Source organism: Brevibacillus formosus, from assembly GCF_003013405.1.
GTDB lineage: Bacteria > Bacillota > Bacilli > Brevibacillales > Brevibacillaceae > Brevibacillus > Brevibacillus formosus.
The window spans coordinates 1-20,922 of record NZ_PXZL01000005.1 but is presented as its reverse complement, the minus strand read 5'-3'; the positions used below and the strand labels follow the sequence as shown (position 1 = coordinate 20,922).

Genomic DNA, 20,922 nt, shown 5'->3' with positions numbered 1-20,922 from the left:
TCATGTTGACGCCAAAACGCGTGAAACACCGTAAACAACACCGCGGGAAAATGGCTGGTAACGCAAAAGGCGGTACTACTGTTGCGTTCGGTGAATACGGATTGCAAGCAATGGAGCCATCTTGGGTAACTAACCGTCAGATCGAGGCAGCTCGTATCGCGATGACTCGTTACATCAAACGTGGTGGTAAAGTATGGATTAAAATCTTCCCTGATAAACCAGTAACACAAAAACCGCTCGAAGTCCGCATGGGTTCCGGTAAAGGTTCTCCTGAGAAATGGGTAGCGGTAGTGAAACCAGGCAAGATCATGTTCGAACTTGCTGGTGTTCCTGAAGAAGTCGCTCGCGAAGCTATGCGTCTGGCTATGCACAAACTGCCAATCAAGTGCAAGTTCGTGAAGCGTGAAGAAGTGGGTGGTGACGCACATGAAGGCTAATGAGTACCGTAATTTGACCACTGCCGAGATCGAACAAAACGTTACTTCTTTGAAAGAAGAGTTGTTCAACCTTCGTTTCCAGCTGGCTACGGGTCAACTCGAAACCACATCTCGTATCAAACAAGTGCGTAAGGATATTGCTCGTGCGAAAACCGTCCTGCGCCAGAGAGAATTGGGAATCGGCTAATTATAGGAAGGAGGTTTGAACGATGACCGCAGATCGCAATATGCGTCGAACAGTTGTAGGTCGCGTTGTTTCCGACAAGATGGATAAAACCATTGTTGTTCTTGTTGAAACTTACAAGACACATCCTTTGTACGGCAAACGCATGAAATTCTCGAAAAAGTTCAAGGCTCACGACGAGAACAACACGGCAAAAGTGGGCGACATCGTAGAAATCATGGAAACTCGTCCATTGTCCAAAGACAAACGTTTCCGTTTGGTACGTATCGTCGAAGAGGCAGTAATCGTATAAGTCAGATTTTCGGATATTAAGTCCGAAAGGAGGAACAGTAAATGATCCAAACTCAGACGAGATTGGCTGTTGCTGACAACTCCGGTGCAAAGGAACTCATGTGCATCAAGGTTCTGGGTGGTTCCGGTCGTAAAACGGCGAACATCGGTGATGTTATCGTGTGCTCCGTAAAATCCGCTACACCCGGCGGCGTTGTCAAGAAAGGTCAAGTAGTTAAAGCGGTAGTAGTACGCACAGTAAGTGGCGTTCGTCGTAATGATGGTTCTTACATCCGTTTCGATGAGAACGCAGCTGTAGTCATCAAAGACGATCAATCCCCTCGTGGTACTCGTATCTTTGGACCTGTGGCTCGTGAGCTCCGTGACAAGGATTTCATGAAGATCATCTCTCTGGCTCCAGAGGTTATCTAATTGAACGGCAAAACTCAGGCAGTTTGTTCGATAGGAGGTGCACCAAGCGATGCACGTTAAAAAAGGCGACACTGTTATCGTAAATGCGGGCAAAGATAAAGGCAAAAAAGGTCGCGTTCTCGCTGCTTATCCAAAGAAAGAACGCGTTCTGGTTGAAGGTATCAACCTCGTGAAGAAACACAGCCGTCCGTCCCAAGCTAACCCGCAAGGTGGCATTGTGACTCAAGAAGCAGCTATTCACGTATCCAACGTATCTTTGATCGATCCGAAGTCCGGAAAAGCTACTCGCATCGGTTACAAAGTTTTGGATAACGGCAAGAAAGTTCGGTACGCGAAAAAGTCTGGCGAAGTACTCGATAAGTAGTCAGGTTGGAAAGGAGGATATCCTAGATGGCAACAAGATTGAAAGAAAAGTATACGAGCGAAATCGTGCCTAGCTTGATGAGCAAGTTTAACTACACTTCCATCATGCAAGTGCCGAAAGTAGAAAAGATCATCATCAATATGGGTGTTGGCGAAGCGGTAGCAAACGCTAAGTCCTTGGATACTGCAATTGAAGACCTGCAAATCATCGCTGGTCAAAAGCCTGTAGTAACAAAGGCTAAGAAATCCATCGCGGGTTTCAAATTGCGTGAAGGTATGCCGATCGGTGCGAAGGTTACTCTGCGCGGCGAGCGTATGTACCACTTCCTCGACAAATTGATGAACGTATCTCTCCCGCGTGTTCGTGACTTCCGTGGAATTTCTTCCAAGGCTTTTGACGGTCGCGGTAACTACACACTTGGTCTGAAGGAACAACTGATCTTCCCTGAGATCGAGTACGATAAAATTGATAAAGTTCGCGGTATGGACATCGTAATTGTTACTTCCGCGAAAACGGATGAGGAAGCTCGTGAGTTGCTGACTCAAATGGGTATGCCATTCCGTAAATAAACCCACTCGTAAGGAGGGAAGAATGTGGCAAAGAAATCTATGATCATCAAGCAACAGCGGCAGCCGAAGTTTGCAGTACGCGCGTACACTCGTTGCGAGCGTTGCGGACGTCCTCACTCCGTATTGCGCAAATTCAAACTCTGCCGTATTTGCTTCCGTGAACTTGCTTATAAAGGTCAAATTCCAGGCGTGAAAAAAGCAAGCTGGTAATTTGAAACGGGAAGGAGGTTTTCTCTCATGGTTATGACTGATCCAATCGCAGATATGTTGACACGCATCCGTAACGCCAACATGGTTCGCCACGAGAAAGTGGAAATCCCGGCGTCCACCATCAAGAAGGAAATCGCGCGCATTCTTAAAGAAGAAGGCTTCATCCGCGATGCGGAGTTTGTTGAAGACAACAAACAAGGTATCATCCGCGTATTCCTGAAATACGGTGCTAACAACGAGCGCGTCATCACAGGTCTGAAACGTATCTCTAAGCCAGGTCTTCGTGTATATGCAAAAAACAATGAAGTACCTAAGGTTTTGGGTGGCCTCGGTTGCGCGATCATCTCTACATCCACTGGTGTTATGACTGACAAACAAGCTCGTCAAGCACACGTTGGTGGAGAAGTTCTTGCATACGTTTGGTAATTAACAGATTGTAAATAGCACAGGAGGTGCACCACATGTCTCGTGTCGGTAGAAAACCGATCGTGGTCCCTGCAGGCGTTACCCTCACTCTGAACGGTACTGAGCTGACGGTAAAGGGCCCTAAGGGTCAACTCGTTCGTAACTTCCATGAAGATATCAAAATCAACATCGCTGAAAACGAAGTAATCGTTGAGCGTCCAAGCGACAACAAACTTCACCGTTCCCTGCATGGTACAACTCGTGCGCTGGTATCCAACATGGTAACTGGCGTATCCGAAGGCTTCACTCGTACCCTGGAATTGGTCGGTGTAGGTTACCGTGCTGCTAAGTCCGGCAACGGTGTTACTCTCTCTCTTGGTTTCTCCCACCCAGTGGAAGTTACTCCAGAAGAGGGTATCGAAATCGATGTACCAAACCAAACCACTTTGGTGGTAAAAGGTATCAACAAAGAGCGCGTAGGCCAAGTTGCTGCTGAAATCCGTTCTCTGCGTAAACCTGAGCCATACAAAGGTAAAGGTATCAAGTACAGCGATGAAGTGGTTCGTCGTAAAGAAGGTAAAAAAGGTAAATAAGCTTCTAGCTTCATGAGAAAGGAGGCCGCTTAATGTTTACGAAAGCTGATAAAAACAAAGCTCGGAAAAAACGCCACCTGCGAATCCGCAAACGCGTGATTGGTTCTACCATTCGCCCGCGTCTGAACGTTTTCCGTTCTTCTAAGCATATCTACGCTCAATTGATCGATGATGCAACTGGCGTAACACTGGTATCTGCATCTTCTTTGGATAAAGAGCTGGGCCTGAAAAATGGCGCTAACGTGGAAGCTGCTACAGCTGTTGGCACACTGATCGCTAAGCGTGCACAAGAAAAAGGTGCGACAGAAGTGATTTTTGACCGCGGTGGTTACATTTATCATGGACGTATTAAAGCACTGGCAGAAGCAGCTCGTGAAGCTGGTCTGCAATTCTAACAACAAGGAGGGTAAGGAATGCGTATCGACCCTAGCAAATTAGAGCTCGAAGAAAAAGTAGTCGCAGTTAACCGTGTAGCAAAAACGGTTAAAGGTGGACGTCGTATGAGCTTCAGCGCCTTGGTTGTTGTGGGAGACCGTAACGGCCACGTAGGTGCTGGTATGGGTAAAGCTCAAGAAGTTCCAGACGCCATTCGCAAAGCGATTGACGACGCTAAGAAAAAATTGATCCGTGTACCGATGAGAGGAACAACAGTTCCGCACGAAGTAATGTGCCAATTCGGTGCTGGTAAAGTTCTGATCAAACCTGCTGCTCCAGGTACTGGAGTTATCGCTGGTGGACCTGTTCGTGCCGTTCTCGAACTGGCAGGTGTAGGTGACATTTTGAGTAAGTCTCTTGGTTCCAACAATCCTATCAACATGGTCAACGCTACGCTGGAAGGTCTCGGCCGTCTTAAAACAGCGGAAGATGTCGCGAAATTGCGCGGTAAGACTGTTGACGAGTTGTTGGGTTAATAAGGAGGGAATGAACATGGCAAAATTGCAAATCACCCTCAAACGCAGCCTGATCGGTCGTACAGTAGATCAGCAAGACACTGTTAAAGCTCTGGGTCTTCGCAAAATCAACTCCACTGTAGTGAAGGAAGATAATCCTGCAATTCGTGGAATGGTTTTCAAAGTGAAGCACTTGGTAGAAGTGAAAGAAGTAGAAGCTTAATTGAACATCTCAATTAGTTAGGAGGTGCAACGTATGAAATTGCATGAACTGCAACCTGCAGAAGGATCCCGTCACACTCGTAAGCGCATCGGTCGCGGTATCGGTAGCGGTACTGGCAAAACTGCTGGTAAAGGTCACAAAGGTCAAAACGCTCGTTCCGGCGGAGGTGTTCGCCCAGGATTCGAGGGTGGTCAAAACCCATTGTACCGTCGTCTGCCTAAGCGTGGTTTCACTAACATCAGCCGCAAAGAATTTGCGATTGTTAGCTTGGACGCGCTGAACCGTTTTGAAGAGGGCACTGTAGTAACACCTGAGCTGTTGAAAGAAACTGGTGTTATCAGCGCGCTGCGCGACGGTGTTAAGGTTCTTGCTAACGGTGAACTGACTGTGAAGCTGACTGTTAAAGCTCACAAGTTCTCCGGAGCTGCTGCTGAGAAGATCGCACAAGTCGGTGGAACAACCGAGGTGATCTAATGTTAGCGTCCTTAACTAACATTTTTAAAATTAGCGACCTTCGTCGCAAGATCCTTTTTACGCTCATGATGCTGGTCGTTTTCCGGATCGGAAGCTTTGTGCCAGTTCCTAACGTAAATGTCGAGTTGTTTCAGCAGAATACAAACCAACTACTGGGCTTGTTGAACACCTTCTCGGGTGGAGCACTGCAAAACTTCTCGATTTTTGCCATGGGTATCATGCCGTACATTACGGCATCGATTATCATGCAGCTGATGTCCATGGATGTTGTGCCTAAGCTAACGCAATGGGCTCGTGAAGGGGAAGTTGGCCGTCGCAAGATTGCCACTGTTACCCGTTACGCTACAATTATCCTTGGTTTGATTCAGTCTGTAGGGATGACGATTGGATTCAACAATATGGCGCCTGGTTTGCTAAACGACACTTCGGTTGGCAGCTATGCACTCATTGCGTTGACATTGACAGCTGGGACCGCATTCATGATGTGGATGGGGGAACAGATTACGGAGAAGGGTATCGGTAACGGGATTTCGATTCTGATTGTTGCCGGGATCGTTGCTGGACTGCCTAATGCAGCTACGACGATCTACACCACAATGTTTGGTGATCCATCTGTAAACATCTTTTTCAGCATCGTCAAAGTTCTGCTTATCCTATTGGTGGTCCTCGCCATTATTGTCGGGGTTATCTTTATGCAGCAAGGTCTTCGTAAGATTCCAGTGCAATATGCGAAGCGAGTGGTTGGACGCAAAATGTACGGTGGTCAATCTACCCACATTCCGCTGAAAATCAACTCTGCTGGTGTTATTCCTGTTATCTTTGCGGTATCGCTGGTAATGTTCCCGTCAACGATTGCTCAGTTCTGGGTGGATGCATCCGGACAAGGATTTGCTAACTGGATTTATGAGAACTTCCAAGTCAACAAACCATTAGGAATGACGCTTTACGCTATCTTGATTCTCGGATTCACCTACTTCTACACATTCGTACAGATCAACCCTGTACAAATGGCAGAAAACATGAGAAAAAATGGCGGTTACATTCCTGGTATCCGACCTGGTAAAAACACTGAGGTATTCATTACTCGTACATTAAACCGGTTAACATTGGCGGGCGCTTTGTTCTTGATGCTAATTGCGATTTTGCCATTCTTCTTCGGTAGTATTGCAAACTTGCCGCAATCCATTTACATCGGTGGTACATCGCTGTTGATCGTGGTTGGGGTATGCTTGGATACAATGAAGCAGATTGAAAGTCAGATGATCAAACGCCACTACCAAGGGTTTATCAAGTAATGACTTAGATGTTTACAGAAAAGCTTCTCTAGCTTTTTTGATGGGACGGAGGGAATGGACGTGAATATAATTCTGATGGGACTGCCTGGAGCCGGTAAAGGGACACAGGCAGAACGTATCGTAAAAGAGTTTGACATCCCGCACATTTCGACTGGCGACATGTTCCGAGCTGCGGTCAAAAACGAAACGCCGCTCGGGCTAGAGGCTAAATCCTACATGGATAAAGGTCATCTCGTCCCAGACGAGGTCGTCATTGGTATTGTGCGGGAGCGCCTTTCGATGGATGACTGCGCAAAGGGATTCCTCTTAGATGGTTTTCCGCGCACAGTACCTCAGGCGGAAGCGTTGACAGCTACAGTAAAAGAGCTGGGACGCGAAATTGACCATGTAATAAACATCAACGTTCAACGCGAGCAATTGATTGAACGTCTGACCGGTCGCTGGATCTGCCCTGTTTGTGGTGCTAGCTATCACACGATGTTCAATCCTCCAAAAGAGGCTGGCGTATGTGATAAAGATGGTGGTAAGCTGTATCAGCGTGAAGACGACAAGATCGAAGTGGTAACACAACGCCTTGACGTGAATATCGCTCAAACACAGCCACTTATCGACTACTACTCCGCACAGGAACTTCTGCGAGATATCGATGGAGAACAAGATATCCAGGTAGTGTTTGCGGAAATTAAATCTTTGTTGCGAGGGTAATTGCGAATGATTATCCTAAAGTCGAAAGCAGAACTTGAGGTTATGCGCGAAGCTGGTCGTATCGTCGCACTCACCCATCAAGAACTGGCCAAGGCGATCAAGCCTGGTGTCACGACGAAGCAGCTAGACGAAATTGCCGAGACCTTTATTCGAAGCATGGGAGCAATTCCATCGTTTAAAGGCTATGGTGGCTTTCCAGGAAGTATCTGTGCTTCAGTCAATGAAGAACTCGTACACGGGATCCCAGGTAAACGGGCGTTACAAGAAGGAGACATTATTAGTATCGACATTGGTGCCCAGTTTCAGGGTTACCATGGCGACTCTGCTTGGACGTATCCGGTCGGTAAGATTTCAACAGAAAACCAGAAGCTGCTCAGAGTAACGGAAGAGTCGTTGTACAAGGGGCTTGAAAAAGCTGTTCCGGGTGGACGCTTATCCGACATCTCTCATGCGATTCAGGTTCATGCAGAAGCTGCCGGCTTCACACTCGTTCGCGAGTATGTGGGGCATGGGATCGGGCAAAACTTGCACGAAGATCCGCAGGTTCCTAACTACGGCCCTCCTGATCGAGGACCGCGGTTAAAACCAGGCATGGTGTTGGCAATAGAGCCAATGGTAAATGCCGGCGAACGTTATGTCCGCACATTGGAGGACAATTGGACGGTAGTAACAGTGGATCGGAAAACTTGTGCTCATTTTGAACACACCATCGCGATTACGGAAGATGGCTATGAGATTTTTACACGGACATAAAAACGGTAGTTCCGAACGGTTCGGGATTGTCGTCCAACGTGTCGACGATAAGTTCGTTGTGTGATCATTTCGCAAAACTCATGGTCCGACTGAAGAGCAGAAGAAAGGAGAGTTTACCATGGCAAAAGATGATGTAATTGAGGTGGAAGGTACGGTAATCGAACCTTTGCCAAATGCTATGTTTCGAGTAGAATTAGAGAATGGACATAAAGTCCTCGCTCACGTCTCTGGAAAAATCCGCATGCACTTTATCCGTATCCTGCCGGGGGATAAAGTAACTGTTGAACTGTCGCCGTACGACTTAACCCGCGGACGTATTACGTACCGCTATAAATAGTAAGCAAAACCCCTAGAAAAGGGAGGCAAGAACCATGAAAGTGAGACCTTCGGTTAAACCGATCTGCGAGAAATGCAAGGTTATCCGTCGCAAAGGTAACGTAATGGTTATTTGTGAAAATCCGAAGCATAAGCAAAAACAAGGGTAAACAAGGAGGTGCTTTTGACACATGGCACGTATTGCAGGCGTAGACTTGCCGCGCGAAAAACGCGTTGAAGTTGCTCTTACCTACATTTTTGGTATTGGCCGCCCCACGTCTCAAAAAATTCTGTCCGCTACTGGCGTAGACATGAACACTCGTGTTCGCGATCTGACAGAAGATGAAGTGAACAAACTTCGTGAGTACATCGACAAAACTGTGAAGGTGGAAGGTGACCTCCGTCGTGAGATCTCCCTCAACATCAAGCGTCTGATGGAAATCGGTTGCTTCCGTGGCATCCGTCATCGTCGTGGACTTCCAGTTCGCGGTCAACGTTCTAAAACAAATGCTCGTACGCGTAAAGGTCCACGCCGTACAGTAGCAAACAAGAAGAAGTAAAGGAGGGTAATCTGACATGGCGAAAAGAAAACAAGCTACAGCAACTCGTACCCGTCGTCGTGACCGTAAGAATGTTGAAGTCGGCGTAGCACACATCCGTTCTACTTTCAACAACACGATCGTCACAATCACGGATCCACACGGTAACGCGATCTCTTGGTCCAGTGCTGGTTCCCTCGGCTTCAAAGGCTCCCGTAAAAGCACTCCATTTGCTGCGCAAATGGCTGCTGAAGCGGCTGCACGCGTTGCAATGGAACACGGCATGCGTTCCCTTGAAGTATCGGTAAAAGGCCCAGGTGCAGGTCGTGAAGCTGCGATCCGTTCCCTGCAAGCAACTGGTCTTGAAGTGAACATGATTAAAGACGTGACGCCAATTCCGCACAACGGTTGCCGTCCACCAAAACGTCGCCGCGTGTAACTGGTTTATATCGTTCAGAACATGTCCATACTAGAATGGTAAATTCTGATTTATAGCTTGTCATGCACGCAAACGGTAAACCGCCGGGGAAATTCCTGAGTGGGCACGTATGCGGCCCACCCAAGGATTTCGACGTTTTGAAGGAGGGTTTGTTTAATGATAGAAATAGAAAAACCAAAAATCGAGGTTGTGGAAGTTAGCGACGACAACTCGTATGGAAAGTTTGTTGTAGAACCTCTAGAGCGCGGATACGGAACTACCCTTGGCAACTCGCTGAGACGAATTCTTCTTTCGTCCTTGCCAGGCGCGGCAGTTCGTACTGTTCAAATCGATGGGGTTCTTCACGAATTCTCTACGGTTGAAGGCGTCGTTGAAGATGTAACCGAGATCATCCTGAACATCAAAGGCTTGGCGCTGAAGATCCATTCCGATGAAGAAAAAGTAATCGAGATCGATGCAGAAGGCGAAGGCGTTGTCAAAGCGGGAGATATCCGTGCTGACAGTGATGTGGAGGTCTTAAACCCTGATCTTCATATTGCAACGTTGGCCAATGGCGGTCGTCTGCATATCCGCATGACAGCTGGACGTGGTCGTGGTTATGTTCAATCTGACGGAAACAAATCTGAGGATCTGCCTATTGGTGTGATTCCGATTGATTCGATCTACACGCCGATCAAGCGCGTTAACTATCAAGTGGAAAATACCCGTGTAGGGCAAATGACCAACTATGACAAGTTAACACTTGAGGTTTGGACTAACGGTAGCATCAGTCCGGAAGAAGCCGTGAGTCTCGGCGCAAAAATCATGACAGAGCACCTGAACCTGTTCGTCGGTCTGACTGACGAGGCGAAGGATGCAGAAATCATGGTAGAGAAGGAAGAGGACAAGAAAGAGAAAGTCTTGGAGATGACTATCGAAGAGCTCGATCTTTCCGTTCGTTCCTACAACTGCTTGAAGCGTGCCGGTATTAATACCGTGCAAGAGCTGACGCAGAAGACCGAAGAGGACATGATGAAAGTACGCAATCTGGGGCGCAAATCTCTTGAAGAAGTTCAAGAAAAGTTAGCTGAACTGGGCCTGTCCCTGCGCAGCGACGACTAGAGTAGCAACCCAAGAGGCAAACTTTTGTTCTCTCGATTAAGAGGGAGGTAAACCACATGGCACAACGTAAATTGGGTCGTCGTAGCTCAGCTCGTAAAGCGCTGTTCCGCGACTTGGTAACAGACCTGATCATCAACGAGCGCATCGAAACTACAGAGATGAAGGCGAAAGAACTGCGCCCAATCGCTGAAAAAATGATTACGCTCGCGAAACGTGGCGATCTGCATGCTCGCCGTCAAGTTGCTGCTTTCGTTCGCAAAGAAGTTGCGAATGCTGAAGGCCGCGATGCTGTTCAAAAACTGTTCGATGAAATCGCTCCTCGCTTCAAAGAGCGCAACGGTGGATACACTCGTATCCTGAAAGCCGGCCCTCGCCGTGGCGACGCTGCTCCAATGGCGTACATCGAATTCGTTTAATACATGTAAACTGGTCATTTACTCAGGTTTTAAGCCTGGTAGATTACCGCGAAAAGGGTGGGGGCAGATCTGGTCATAGGCTGGACTCTGATTCAACCCTTTTTTCCTTTCTCATCGAAATCCTGCTAGTCAGTTCCCTGTGAAGGCTGGGGAGGTTGTGAATGCCTCATGAATGAAGATAACCTGCTGGCATTGCGAGATGTTTCTTATACCTACGAGGGTGAGGATGGCCAACGGGTTCCGGTGTTACAAGGTGTTGACCTTACCATCCAAAAAGGTTCCTTTGTATCCGTACTGGGTCACAACGGTTCCGGAAAATCAACGATGGCAAAGCTGATGAATGCTCTGTTGCTTCCAGAAGGCGGCACAGTGCTTATCAGTGGAATGGATACGAAAGATGGGGAGATGCTCTGGGAAATCCGACGACATGTTGGCATGGTCTTTCAGAACCCGGACAATCAGATTGTTGGGGCAACTGTGGAAGATGATGTCGCCTTTGGCCTAGAAAACATGGGTGTGGACCCCAAAGAGATGCGAGATCGTATTGATGGGGCGCTCGTTTCTGTAGGGATGGAGTCTTATTTACAGGCACAACCACATCGTCTGTCTGGTGGTCAAAAGCAACGCGTGGCGATCGCTGGGATTATGGCGATGCGTCCTTCTGTCATCATCTTGGATGAAGCGACAGCGATGCTTGATCCACAAGGCAGAATGGAAGTGCTGAATCTGGCTCGTCAACTGAACCGTGACGAGGGACTCACGATCATTAACATTACCCATTTTCCGGAAGAAGCCATCTATTCGGATAAGGTCATCGTCATGAATGCGGGTGAAGTCCTGATGGAAGGTAAGCCAAGTGAAGTGTTTAATGAAGTGGATCGTTTGAAACAGGTGGAACTGGATGTGCCATTTGCCGTTCGACTGCGTCACGCACTTCATTCCAAAGGGATTGATTTACCGTTTGTCCTGCATCAAGAGGAGCTGGTGGAGCACGTATGCAAATTACTTTTGACCAAGTAAGCCATATCTACGCAAAAGGAACACCGTTCGAACGAGTTGCCTTACACAATATTTCACTGACGATTCCATCTGGTTCGTTTGTCGGAATTATTGGCCACACGGGCTCAGGTAAGTCAACGCTGATTCAGCACTTGAACGGGTTGCTGATGCCTAGTTCAGGGCAGATTACCCTGGGTGATGCGGTCATTACTCCAAAGCGACGATTACCCCATGCTCAGAGGCGCGATATTGGGCTTGTCTTTCAGTATCCTGAACATCAGTTGTTTGAAGAAACGGTTGCGAAGGATGTTGCTTTTGGACCGCTCAATTTTGACTTGCCAACGGAAATGGTGGAAGCCCGCGTTAAGGAGTCCCTTGAAATTGTCGGCCTGGATTATGCCACGATCAAGGATCGTTCGCCGTTTCATTTGAGTGGCGGGCAAATGCGACGTGTTGCTTTGGCTGGTGTTCTTGCCATGCAGCCGAAGGTTCTGGTATTGGATGAACCAACTGCGGGTCTTGATCCTGCGGGACGAGTCACGATTCTGGAAGGGATCTACCGGATTCATCGGGAACAAAACCTTACGACACTATTGGTCACGCACAGCATGGAAGAGGCAGCCCGCTATGCAGACTATTTGCTTGTGATGGCACAAGGTCAAGTAGCTATGCAGGGGAAGCCGGAGGAAGTATTCATGCAAGTGGATCGTCTCCGAGAGCTGTCTTTGGATGTACCGGAAACGGTGGCTCTCGTATCGCAAATGAATCACCTGCTGCCGGACAAGGCTAGTCTGCCGAGCTCCCTTTATCGGGAGGAAGAGCTGATTGCCCATCTGCTGGAACGACTGTCCGTACCAAAGGAGGGCTAGGCATGCTGCAGAATATCGCAATTGGTCAATACGTACCAGGGCAATCTTTTTTACATCGTGCAGATCCGCGAAGCAAGCTTCTCTTCATCATCCTTTTTGCTACCTTGATTTTTCTGGCTAACAATACGGTTACGTACGCCATACTCATTGGTTTTACCTTGTATGCTGCACTTCTTTCTAGGCTTTCATTGTCCTATATATTAAAAAGCTTAAAGCCTGTCTGGATCCTGATTTTGTTTACCGTCGTCTTGCATATTTTTATCACAAAAGGCGGAACGGTCTACTTTCAGTGGGGATGGTTTACAGTAGAAGAACAGGGAGTTCGCCAGGCGATCTTCATTTCTTTGCGATTGGGACTTTTGATTCTCATTAGCTCCTTGCTAACACTGACCACCTCTCCTATCGATTTGACGGAGGGTTTGGAGCGTTTACTAGGACCACTAGGGAAGATCGGCATACCGGTTCATGATATAGCCCTGATGATGTCAATTGCACTCCGGTTCATTCCGACCCTGATGGAAGAAACGGATAAAATCATCAAGGCGCAGACCGCCAGAGGAGCCAATTTCACCAGTGGAAGTCTCGTACGCAGAGCCAAGAACCTGATTCCGATTGCTATCCCGTTGTTCGTTAGTGCGTTTCGACGTGCTGAAGAGCTGGCTTTGGCAATGGAAGCACGTGGCTATCGCGGGGGAGTGGGGAGAACGCGGCTGAATAAGCTGACGTTCACTTGGCGTGATGGAATCGTAGCTGTTGTGAGTGTGATCTTGGTAATCGTGATTGGATGGTGGCGTACGTGAAGCGACTGCGATGTGTATTGGCATATGACGGAACTGACTTCAGCGGTTTTCAGGTACAGCCAGATCAAGTAACGATCCAGGGTGAAATTGAAGCTGCATTGAATCGGGTTACCGGAGAAGATATCCAAGTCTTCGGATCAGGCCGGACAGACGCGGGTGTTCATGCGCGCGGTCAAGTGATTCACTTTGACACGTCGAGCAACATTCCGATGGATAAATGGCGGTTTGTGTTGAACAATCAGTTGCCTGATTCTATTGTCATTCGGACAGTCGAAGAGGTCGATGCCTCTTTTCATGCGCGTTTTGACGTGCAAGTAAAAGAATATCGATATTGTATCGACAACAATCCAGTGGCAGATGTATTTCGGCATCGCTACGCCGACCATGTCCGGTTTCCGTTAGATGTGGACGCAATGCAGCAGGCTGCTCATTATTTGGTGGGTGAACATGATTTTACTTCCTTTTGCTCGGCAAAAACATTCGTTGAGGACAAGGTTCGGACTGTGTATGGGCTCACCGTGGAAAAAATCGGAGACGAGGTATGGGTGACATGCCGAGGCAACGGTTTTTTGTACAACATGGTTCGAATTATTGTGGGGACTTTAGTTGAAGTAGGGCAAGGAAAAAGAAACCCTGCTGAACTGAAGGAAATCCTCGCCGCGTGTGATCGGGAAAAGGCAGGTAAGACAGCACCAGCCAAGGGTCTGACCATGTGGGAAGTTGTCTACTAGTTCTCTGATTTCCAACTATTAGACGAACGAGCAGCACTTGACTATGGGGCGTCTATGTAGTACGATATTCCTTGGTATTTTAACCCCGCCTAGCCCCACTCTAGCCCCGGGATTGAAAGACAAGATCGTGATTACATGGAACACCTGGAAGAGTTGCTCACCCGTAACAGCAATTATCTTCCATTGCAAGTTTCGGTTGTTTTGGTTATAAGTAGATGGATATGTGTTAGGTAAGATATTTAGGAGGGACAAAAATGCGTACCACATATATGGCGAAACCGCTCGAAGTTGAGCGCAAATGGTACATCGTTGACGCTGAAGGCCAAACGCTGGGTCGTCTGGCGAGCGAAGTAGCTTCTATCCTGCGCGGAAAATTGAAACCAGAATTCACTCCTCACGTTGACGCTGGCGATTTCGTAATCGTAATCAACGCTGACAAAGTGAAATTGACTGGTAACAAACTGAACGACAAAATTTACTACACTCACTCCCTGTATCCAGGTGGTTTGAAAAAGACCACTGCTGGCGCAATGCTGAACAAGCGCCCAGATCGTATGTTCGAACTGGCGGTAAAAGGCATGCTGCCTAAAAACAGCCTGGGACGTCAAATGTTCACCAAGCTGAAAGTATACGCTGGAACTGAGCATCCGCACGCAGCACAAAAACCAGAAGTTTGGCAAATTCGCGGTTAAGGTAAAGGGAGGAAATATACGTGGCACAAGTACAATACTACGGTACAGGTCGTCGTAAGCACTCCGTAGCACGCGTTCGCCTGGTTCCAGGTGAAGGTCGCATCGTGATCAACAAGCGTGAAATGGATACTTACTTTGGTTTGGAAACACTGAAATTGATCGTAAAACAACCACTCGTTCTGACTGAGACTCTTGGTCGTTACGATGTATTGGTTAACGTAAACGGCGGCGGAACCACTGGTCAAGCTGGTGCAATCCGTCACGGCGTTGCTCGCGCTCTGCTGAAAGCAGATCCGGAACTGCGCGGCGCTCTGAAACGCGCTGGCTTCCTGACTCGCGATCCTCGTATGAAAGAGCGTAAGAAATACGGCTTGAAAGCAGCTCGTCGCGCACCTCAATTCTCCAAGCGCTAATTGCTGTTCGATACAAACCCCTTGTCTGTTCGCAGGCAGGGGGTTTTTCCTTTTCACAAACGGGTATATTTGTCCATGTTTGTCCATAAGATGGAACGAGAATGGGACAAAGGGGACGATACACTGTGACACGAAAAGGAGTAGGCTGGATATTGGCTTTTGCAGTACTCATGCTGTTGTTCACCTACGAATCACCGGATCGCTCTTCCTGGCAGGCATGGTCGCTGCCGCTGACAGGAACGGTAATAGCAATTGACCCAGGGCATGGGGGGAAGGACGGCGGTGCAGTTTCCAAAGCTGGGGATGTGGTTGAAAAGGAAGTAACGTTGGCCATCAGCATGTATTTGCGGGATTTTCTTCAGCAGTCAGGAGCGTTTGTGGTCATGACGAGGGAAGAGGACAAGGATTTGGCGAGTCCGGATGCTGACCAGCTACGAAAACGAAAAGCAGAGGACATTCGAAACCGGGTGAAGCTGGTCAATGACAGTTCACCGGATTTCTTGGTCAGCATCCATGTCAATTCTATTCCTTCTCCGAAATGGTCAGGAGCACAGACATTTTACTCCCCCACCTTCAAAAAGAGTGAAGAAGTTTCTTTTCTGATACAAGATGAAATCAAACGGGTGATCGGTCATACAGATCGGGTTCCGAGTAAGACGAACAATGTGTTCTTGATTCGGGAGGTTAACTGCCCGGCCGTTTTGGTAGAAGTAGGATTTGTCAGCAATACGGAGGAGGCAAAGCGACTTCAGAGCGTTGAATACCAAAAGGCTATGGCAAATGCCATTTATCAAGGGATACTGCGTCAGTACTCGGGAGAAAAAGCGCCAATTACACCTTGAGAGGGCGGTGGTCGTGTTCCGACCGCCCGAATATGCTATAATGAACGCGCATACGCTGTAGTTATACCAGCATGAAAATGTTTGAAAAGATTATAGATGAGGTGAACCAGAATGTTGACCAAAGAACAGGTTCTCGAAGCACTACGCGATGTAAAAGACCCTGAAATTAATCGTAGCTTGGTCGAGCTCAACATGATTCGGGATATCCATATTGAAGACAAGACAGTAAGCCTTACGGTCGTTCTGACGATTTCGGGCTGTCCGCTCAAAGCCAAGATCGAGGACGATGTCATTGCAGCTGTGAAAGCGCTAGGAGCCGAAGAAGTACGCCTGCAATTCGGTTCGATGACAGACGAGGAACGTGCGGCTCTGTCTGCTCAGCTTCGCAAGAACCAAGGTGGGCAAACACATAACATGACACCGGGACAAGCTCCCCTTTTGAACCCGATCTTGGCAAAAGATTCGAATACGACCTTTATCGCGGTCACTTCCGGAAAAGGTGGCGTCGGAAAATCGACGGTGACAGTGAATCTGGCTGTTGCGCTCGGGCGTTTAGGAAAAAAAGTGGGCATTATCGATGCAGACATTTACGGATTTAGTGTGCCCGATATGATGAATATTGAGCAACGTCCAACCGTGATTGGCGAAACCATTCTGCCTGTTGAAAAGCAAAACGTAAAGGTTATGTCTATGGGCTTTTTTGTGGAGGACAACTCTCCGATCATTTGGCGTGGCCCTATGTTGGGGAAAATGCTGCGTAACTTTTTCACAGAAGTGCACTGGGGCGAAGAATTGGACTACCTTTTGTTGGACTTGCCTCCAGGAACGGGAGATATGGCCCTCGACGTGCACACCATGATCCCACAAAGCATGGAGATTGTGGTAACGACTCCTCATGCTACTGCAGCGTTTGTAGCAGCTCGCGCTGGCGCTATGGCAAAGCGGACTGGTCATGAAATCCTCGGTATTGTGGAAAATATGGCATGGTACGAAGCAAAGGATGGTTCGAAAGAATACGTATTCGGACGTGGTGGAGGAGCTAAGCTTGCCGAGACATTGGCATGTGAGCTGCTCGCTCAAATTCCGCTGGGACAACCGGATAATCATCCATCTGAACCTGATTATTCCCCATCCATCTATGGAGAAAAGACGGAAATTGGTCAGCTTTACATCGATATGGCCAAACGTGTTGTAGAAAAATGCGGAGAAGCTGTGAAACGATAAAAATGTACGTAAAAAAGGTGGGCTCTATAAAAGAGCTCACCTTTACGTTTAGGAAGAACTGCCGCCGCCGCCTCCTCCGCCGGAATCGCCGCCGCCACCACCATCGCCACCTTCTTTTCCTTTCCCTTTTTTCTTTGGCTTGAGCTCCTTTGGTTTTGTCATGTCCTCAGATACTTTGGTCATGATCTTCATGAGTTCAGCTTGGAACAAAGGGCTTTGCAAGGAATCCTTCATCACCTGCATAGTTTGTTGACGATAGGCTGAGCTTTTCATGAGGTCCATCAAATTTTTCTCAAACTCAGGGTCTTTCATTACACTAATAAGCTCTTTTTGGTATTCAGGGTCCTTCATCAGGTCCTTCATAAGCGTTTTTTGCTCGTTTTTCATGGATTTCGCCATGGCGCTAGCGAACTTGGGATCTTTAAACGCCTCTTTAATGTGCGTACTATTTGGATTGGTCATGCTTTGAATCAAGGTGGTTCGCACAGTGGACTCGTCCAACATCAGGCTCTGCTTGAACTTTTCATCCTTCATCATTTTACTTACAGATTGCTTCGCTTCGTCCGTCTGCAATATGTCCAGCACCATGTCTTTGACGCTTTTATAATCAGGCTGAGACGAACCTTGCGCTTGTCCGCCACCCCCGCAACTGGTGAGCACAAGACAGACAAGAGCGGTTAACCAAAAAGACAACGTCTTTTTTCTCATGGGGTGGACACCTCCTTCTTTACTCTGCCTACAAGTAACGTGTGCATTTTGTTTTGTTCTTACGCTAGTATTTTCTTGTATCCATTGGTACAATCATATTCGATGGATGGGAGGGAATACTTGGTGAGTTTGCGTAAGTATGGCTGGCTTTTTATTACCACACTCTTGCTTGGGGGATTAGGTGGGATCCTGGTTGCCCTTATTTTTGATTTGGACAAGCTGCTCGGGGGAAGCACCGGTAACTTTTTTGTTGGCTTGTTCATGTATCTACTGTATGGAATGACCATTAGCATTGTGGCTCAGATGGGTTTTTTTGCGTATATGACGATTAATTATTTCGCCAAAACAATATTTAAAACAGCTTCACTGTGGAAAAGCGTCCAAGTATTTCTTATTTTGTTTGTTTTTTTCGACATGATTTATCTTCGATATACATCCTTCGGTGAAGGAAAAGGATTTGGCCCGTACTTTATTGAGCCAACGCTATTATTAATTGTTGCTATTGTTACCGCATATGGAAAAGCAAGTCTGACCAATAAATCTGCATGGATACCGACGACCTTCTTTATGTTTGTCGTTACGGCATTGGAATGGATTCCGGCATTGAAAGAAGATAATGTTCGTACAACGTTGTCCATGCTCGTCCCACTACTGTTTTGTAACGTCTGGCAAGTCATGCAATTACACCGACTGGTAAAAAGAGAAAGCTGACCCGATGAAGGTCAGCTTTTTTGTTTTAGTGAATTTCTTTGCTGTCTACACTTGTACCCGAAATGAGCTCAGATACTGTAACGAATTCATACCCATCCTTGCGAAGTCGATCAATGATCACGGGGAGGGCCAGATGTGTATCTTTCGCAGAATCGCTTGCATGCATCAGGATGATGTCTCCTGGATGAGCTTTTGATAATACATTATTGATAATCACATCTGTTCCCGGATTGGTCCAATCCTTTGAGTCTGTATCCCATTGAATGACGGAATAACCCATGCGATTCGCGATTTCTAGCACTCGTTTGTCAAAATCACCATTTGGCATCCGAATGAGCGTTGGTTTTTTTCCAGTCATTTCGGTTAAAATGGAGTCCGCTTTAGCCATTTGGGAGCGAATTTCTTCATCGGAGTATTTGGTGTAGTTATCATGCTTGTGACCGTGCGAACCAATTTCTAAGCCATCCTCTTTGATTCGTTTCAAGATGTCCGGATGCCGTTGACTCCATGGGGAGGAGAGAAAAAAGGTCGCTTTGTTTACCTTTTTTTCTTTCAACACATCCAGTATAGGTAATGCTCGTGTCTCTCCCCAGCTGATGTCAAAGGTAAGGGCGATTTTCTTTTCTTTGGTGTCGACCTTATAAATAGCTTGGGGGGCTTGCGTGCTGGCACCTTCAGCAAATGCAGCAATGGAATCGCGTTCCGCATAACCAATTCCAGCGGTGAGTACGATGGCCGCGAAGATAATTAAGATTTGCTTTAATCGTTTCGCGCTGATCACGTAAATAATTTTCATGGATAAGCACCTCCTTTGTCCGATAACAGTTTATGCAGGGAAGACAAGGATATTCTTTGGCCTGTTGGCTATTGTTGAGGTACAATGCATATAGTGAATTATGAGGCAGTAAAAGGGGTGTGGTGCATGGGCAATCGATTGCGGCATTTATGGCTTGATAACCGAAAATATTTCTTCGCCGCATGCTTACTATTTTTTGGTGGTGCTTTGATTGGTTATTTTCAAGCACCGCTTGTTGAAGAGATGGTCGGTAAAATGATGGGCCAATTAAAGGAAATTGCTGAACGGATAAAAGATAACGGCGGCGGACCTTTAGCGGTGTTCTGGATGATTTTTTCCAATAATGTTTTCAGTGCATTAATGATGATGGCGCTGGGAATATTGTTTGCATTCTTTCCCATAATTGGAATGCTCACAAATGGAGTGCTGCTTGGATTTATCCTTTTCAAATACAGCGGGATTGGAGTAAGTCCATGGCTTATTTTTAGTGCAGGGATTTTACCTCATGGAATTTTTGAGCTCCCAGCTATCCTGTTTGCAGCGGGAGTTGGTATTCGTTTAGGGGTGCTGAGTTTACGCTCAGTGGGAGTTCTAATCCAACCGCAAAAGCTGGCACGGTTGAAAAATGACTGGTACGATACACTCAAGCAATTTCCAATAGCGGTTCTTACTGTGGTCGTTCTGTTATTTGTCGCTGCCATTGTGGAGAGTACGATTACTCCAACCATTCTTAAGGAAGCAGTGGGCCAACAACTGCAGCAATTGAACTTACTGAAATAATTCAGATTTGCGAACAAATTGAAGCCTTCCTAAACGGAGGGCTTTTTATTTTGAATAGGGCTGAATTTTGATGGAAAGGATAGAGGAGAGACTCGTAAGGCGGAGGGCGATATCGTTGCTAGGGTTTTTATTTAATACGAAAGAAGTACAGGAACTAGAATACTTGTTAAAACGTGAGCTGGAAGAGATGCTCCTTGATTTTAGCGATAAACGAATTGATCATCTAGTGAAGCGAGCCATGGAGGAGAGGTACTCCATCATGTTTCGCATGTACGCAAGAATCGCCTCTCCCAATGAGTTATCCAAGTATGTCAGACGCAGAAAACTCGGGGAAGAGCATTATACTTAAAAACTTTTTTAAAAAACATATTGACTCAAAGATAGGTAACGTGATAGATTAGTTCTTGTCCTTAAGACGCCATCACAAATAACGATGAACATTGAGGACAGGAAATTGCTCTTTGAAAACTGAACAGCGAAAGCGTTAATGAGTCTATCATTAAATGATTTGCCAGCTTTGAACCAGTAACAAACTTTATTGGAGAGTTTGATCCTGGCTCAGGACGAACGCTGGCGGCGTGCCTAATACATGCAAGTCGAGCGAGTCTCTTCGGAGGCTAGCGGCGGACGGGTGAGTAACACGTAGGCAACCTGCCTCTCAGACTGGGATAACATAGGGAAACTTATGCTAATACCGGATAGGTTTTTGGATCGCATGATCCGAAAAGAAAAGGCGGCTTCGG

35 protein-coding genes and 1 rRNA gene are annotated in these 20,922 nt (G+C 47.1%); 34 read left to right on the top strand and 2 right to left on the bottom strand.

The window, feature by feature from the left end; all coding sequences use genetic code 11:
- Positions 1 to 2 precede the first annotated feature (2 nt).
- From rplP to salA, 30 genes are all read left to right on the top strand, one after another.
- Entirely contained in the window at positions 3 to 437 is a 435-nt protein-coding gene (rplP, locus tag C7R91_RS06525; RefSeq protein WP_007716249.1) for a 50S ribosomal protein L16, read from the top strand.
- Positions 427 to 624, top strand: coding sequence for a 50S ribosomal protein L29 (rpmC, locus tag C7R91_RS06520; RefSeq protein WP_012683988.1), 198 nt, complete (start codon positions 427 to 429; stop codon positions 622 to 624). Before rplP ends, rpmC begins: the two co-directional genes overlap by 11 nt.
- A gap of 22 nt (positions 625 to 646) precedes the next feature.
- Positions 647 to 913, top strand: coding sequence for a 30S ribosomal protein S17 (gene rpsQ, locus C7R91_RS06515; RefSeq protein WP_012683989.1), 267 nt, complete (start codon positions 647 to 649; stop codon positions 911 to 913).
- A 41-nt stretch (positions 914 to 954) separates the two neighbouring features.
- A complete protein-coding gene (gene rplN / locus C7R91_RS06510) occupies positions 955 to 1,323 on the top strand; it encodes a 50S ribosomal protein L14 (protein ID WP_012683990.1) in 369 nt (122 codons plus the stop codon).
- Between the two features lie 49 nt (positions 1,324 to 1,372).
- The gene (gene rplX, locus C7R91_RS06505; protein WP_007716253.1) at positions 1,373 to 1,687 is read left to right on the top strand and encodes a 50S ribosomal protein L24; all 315 of its coding nucleotides are present in this window, start codon (positions 1,373 to 1,375) and stop codon (positions 1,685 to 1,687) included.
- A 26-nt stretch (positions 1,688 to 1,713) separates the two neighbouring features.
- The gene (gene rplE / locus C7R91_RS06500; protein WP_047074703.1) at positions 1,714 to 2,256 is read left to right on the top strand and encodes a 50S ribosomal protein L5; all 543 of its coding nucleotides are present in this window, start codon (positions 1,714 to 1,716) and stop codon (positions 2,254 to 2,256) included.
- 24 nt (positions 2,257 to 2,280) lie between these two features.
- Entirely contained in the window at positions 2,281 to 2,466 is a 186-nt protein-coding gene (locus tag C7R91_RS06495) for a type Z 30S ribosomal protein S14 (RefSeq protein ID WP_005828830.1), read from the top strand.
- 27 nt (positions 2,467 to 2,493) lie between these two features.
- Positions 2,494 to 2,892, top strand: a complete 399-nt coding sequence (gene rpsH, locus C7R91_RS06490; protein WP_047074701.1) for a 30S ribosomal protein S8 — start codon at positions 2,494 to 2,496, stop codon at positions 2,890 to 2,892.
- A 35-nt stretch (positions 2,893 to 2,927) separates the two neighbouring features.
- Entirely contained in the window at positions 2,928 to 3,464 is a 537-nt protein-coding gene (gene rplF / locus C7R91_RS06485; protein WP_047074699.1) for a 50S ribosomal protein L6, read from the top strand.
- Positions 3,465 to 3,496: 32 nt separating this feature from the next.
- Positions 3,497 to 3,859 (top strand): 50S ribosomal protein L18, encoded by a 363-nt coding sequence (gene rplR / locus C7R91_RS06480; protein ID WP_047074697.1) that lies wholly within the window; start codon positions 3,497 to 3,499, stop codon positions 3,857 to 3,859.
- A gap of 18 nt (positions 3,860 to 3,877) precedes the next feature.
- On the top strand, positions 3,878 to 4,375 hold the full coding sequence (gene rpsE / locus C7R91_RS06475; protein WP_047074695.1) for a 30S ribosomal protein S5: 498 nt from the start codon (positions 3,878 to 3,880) through the stop codon (positions 4,373 to 4,375).
- Positions 4,376 to 4,391: 16 nt separating this feature from the next.
- Positions 4,392 to 4,577 (top strand): 50S ribosomal protein L30, encoded by a 186-nt coding sequence (gene rpmD, locus C7R91_RS06470; RefSeq protein WP_012683995.1) that lies wholly within the window; start codon positions 4,392 to 4,394, stop codon positions 4,575 to 4,577.
- Positions 4,578 to 4,610: 33 nt separating this feature from the next.
- Positions 4,611 to 5,051 (top strand): 50S ribosomal protein L15, encoded by a 441-nt coding sequence (rplO, locus tag C7R91_RS06465; RefSeq protein ID WP_007716272.1) that lies wholly within the window; start codon positions 4,611 to 4,613, stop codon positions 5,049 to 5,051.
- Positions 5,051 to 6,346, top strand: a complete 1,296-nt coding sequence (gene secY, locus C7R91_RS06460) for a preprotein translocase subunit SecY (RefSeq protein WP_047074692.1) — start codon at positions 5,051 to 5,053, stop codon at positions 6,344 to 6,346. Before rplO ends, secY begins: the two co-directional genes overlap by 1 nt.
- A 60-nt stretch (positions 6,347 to 6,406) precedes the next feature.
- Positions 6,407 to 7,051 carry an adenylate kinase gene (locus C7R91_RS06455; protein WP_012683997.1) on the top strand — a complete coding sequence of 215 codons (645 nt, stop codon included), beginning with the start codon at positions 6,407 to 6,409 and terminating at the stop codon, positions 7,049 to 7,051.
- Positions 7,052 to 7,057: 6 nt separating this feature from the next.
- On the top strand, positions 7,058 to 7,804 hold the full coding sequence (gene map / locus C7R91_RS06450) for a type I methionyl aminopeptidase (RefSeq protein WP_047074690.1): 747 nt from the start codon (positions 7,058 to 7,060) through the stop codon (positions 7,802 to 7,804).
- Between the two features lie 118 nt (positions 7,805 to 7,922).
- Positions 7,923 to 8,141, top strand: coding sequence for a translation initiation factor IF-1 (gene infA / locus C7R91_RS06445; RefSeq protein ID WP_003333772.1), 219 nt, complete (start codon positions 7,923 to 7,925; stop codon positions 8,139 to 8,141).
- Positions 8,142 to 8,175: 34 nt separating this feature from the next.
- The gene (rpmJ, locus tag C7R91_RS06440) at positions 8,176 to 8,289 is read left to right on the top strand and encodes a 50S ribosomal protein L36 (protein ID WP_003333770.1); all 114 of its coding nucleotides are present in this window, start codon (positions 8,176 to 8,178) and stop codon (positions 8,287 to 8,289) included.
- Positions 8,290 to 8,310: 21 nt separating this feature from the next.
- Positions 8,311 to 8,679: a 30S ribosomal protein S13 gene (rpsM, locus tag C7R91_RS06435; RefSeq protein ID WP_012683999.1), complete on the top strand. Its 369-nt coding sequence runs from the start codon at positions 8,311 to 8,313 to the stop codon at positions 8,677 to 8,679.
- A gap of 16 nt (positions 8,680 to 8,695) precedes the next feature.
- On the top strand, positions 8,696 to 9,097 hold the full coding sequence (gene rpsK / locus C7R91_RS06430) for a 30S ribosomal protein S11 (RefSeq protein WP_005828803.1): 402 nt from the start codon (positions 8,696 to 8,698) through the stop codon (positions 9,095 to 9,097).
- A gap of 156 nt (positions 9,098 to 9,253) precedes the next feature.
- Positions 9,254 to 10,198 (top strand): DNA-directed RNA polymerase subunit alpha, encoded by a 945-nt coding sequence (locus C7R91_RS06425; RefSeq protein ID WP_005828801.1) that lies wholly within the window; start codon positions 9,254 to 9,256, stop codon positions 10,196 to 10,198.
- A 56-nt stretch (positions 10,199 to 10,254) separates the two neighbouring features.
- Positions 10,255 to 10,614 (top strand): 50S ribosomal protein L17, encoded by a 360-nt coding sequence (gene rplQ / locus C7R91_RS06420; RefSeq protein WP_012684000.1) that lies wholly within the window; start codon positions 10,255 to 10,257, stop codon positions 10,612 to 10,614.
- Positions 10,615 to 10,782: 168 nt separating this feature from the next.
- Positions 10,783 to 11,634 (top strand): energy-coupling factor transporter ATPase, encoded by an 852-nt coding sequence (locus tag C7R91_RS06415; RefSeq protein WP_047074676.1) that lies wholly within the window; start codon positions 10,783 to 10,785, stop codon positions 11,632 to 11,634.
- Complete coding sequence (locus C7R91_RS06410; RefSeq protein ID WP_047074674.1) at positions 11,610 to 12,482, top strand: energy-coupling factor transporter ATPase; 873 nt, start codon at positions 11,610 to 11,612, stop codon at positions 12,480 to 12,482. The genes C7R91_RS06415 and C7R91_RS06410 overlap by 25 nt, the downstream gene beginning before the upstream one ends.
- 2 nt (positions 12,483 to 12,484) lie before the next feature.
- A complete protein-coding gene (locus C7R91_RS06405) occupies positions 12,485 to 13,282 on the top strand; it encodes an energy-coupling factor transporter transmembrane component T family protein (RefSeq protein ID WP_012684003.1) in 798 nt (265 codons plus the stop codon).
- Positions 13,267 to 14,013, top strand: coding sequence for a tRNA pseudouridine(38-40) synthase TruA (gene truA, locus C7R91_RS06400; RefSeq protein WP_206767751.1), 747 nt, complete (start codon positions 13,267 to 13,269; stop codon positions 14,011 to 14,013). Before C7R91_RS06405 ends, truA begins: the two co-directional genes overlap by 16 nt.
- A gap of 254 nt (positions 14,014 to 14,267) precedes the next feature.
- The gene (rplM, locus tag C7R91_RS06395) at positions 14,268 to 14,705 is read left to right on the top strand and encodes a 50S ribosomal protein L13 (protein WP_012684005.1); all 438 of its coding nucleotides are present in this window, start codon (positions 14,268 to 14,270) and stop codon (positions 14,703 to 14,705) included.
- 20 nt (positions 14,706 to 14,725) lie between these two features.
- Positions 14,726 to 15,118 (top strand): 30S ribosomal protein S9, encoded by a 393-nt coding sequence (gene rpsI, locus C7R91_RS06390; RefSeq protein ID WP_005828788.1) that lies wholly within the window; start codon positions 14,726 to 14,728, stop codon positions 15,116 to 15,118.
- A 125-nt stretch (positions 15,119 to 15,243) separates the two neighbouring features.
- A complete protein-coding gene (cwlD, locus tag C7R91_RS06385) occupies positions 15,244 to 15,960 on the top strand; it encodes an N-acetylmuramoyl-L-alanine amidase CwlD (RefSeq protein WP_269083135.1) in 717 nt (238 codons plus the stop codon).
- A gap of 111 nt (positions 15,961 to 16,071) precedes the next feature.
- Entirely contained in the window at positions 16,072 to 17,184 is a 1,113-nt protein-coding gene (gene salA / locus C7R91_RS06380; RefSeq protein WP_047074665.1) for an iron-sulfur carrier protein/transcriptional regulator SalA, read from the top strand.
- 48 nt (positions 17,185 to 17,232) lie between these two features.
- Here the strand turns inward: salA and gerD are convergent, their stop codons facing one another.
- Positions 17,233 to 17,892 carry a spore germination lipoprotein GerD gene (gene gerD / locus C7R91_RS06375; protein WP_047074662.1) on the bottom strand — a complete coding sequence of 220 codons (660 nt, stop codon included), beginning with the start codon at positions 17,890 to 17,892 and terminating at the stop codon, positions 17,233 to 17,235.
- A 123-nt stretch (positions 17,893 to 18,015) separates the two neighbouring features.
- Between gerD and C7R91_RS06370 the strand changes: the two genes are divergently transcribed.
- Positions 18,016 to 18,603 carry a KinB-signaling pathway activation protein gene (locus tag C7R91_RS06370; RefSeq protein ID WP_047074660.1) on the top strand — a complete coding sequence of 196 codons (588 nt, stop codon included), beginning with the start codon at positions 18,016 to 18,018 and terminating at the stop codon, positions 18,601 to 18,603.
- 25 nt (positions 18,604 to 18,628) lie between these two features.
- Here C7R91_RS06370 and pdaB read toward each other — a convergent pair whose 3' ends face one another.
- Positions 18,629 to 19,399: a polysaccharide deacetylase family sporulation protein PdaB gene (gene pdaB, locus C7R91_RS06365; protein ID WP_047074658.1), complete on the bottom strand. Its 771-nt coding sequence runs from the start codon at positions 19,397 to 19,399 to the stop codon at positions 18,629 to 18,631.
- 126 nt (positions 19,400 to 19,525) lie between these two features.
- Between pdaB and C7R91_RS06360 the strand changes: the two genes are divergently transcribed.
- From C7R91_RS06360 to C7R91_RS06350, 3 genes are all read left to right on the top strand, one after another.
- Complete coding sequence (locus C7R91_RS06360) at positions 19,526 to 20,179, top strand: stage II sporulation protein M (protein WP_047074656.1); 654 nt, start codon at positions 19,526 to 19,528, stop codon at positions 20,177 to 20,179.
- A 115-nt stretch (positions 20,180 to 20,294) separates the two neighbouring features.
- Positions 20,295 to 20,528, top strand: coding sequence for a hypothetical protein (locus C7R91_RS06355; protein ID WP_012684012.1), 234 nt, complete (start codon positions 20,295 to 20,297; stop codon positions 20,526 to 20,528).
- 186 nt (positions 20,529 to 20,714) lie between these two features.
- Positions 20,715 to 20,922: ribosomal RNA gene (locus C7R91_RS06350) — 16S ribosomal RNA — on the top strand; the annotation flags it as partial.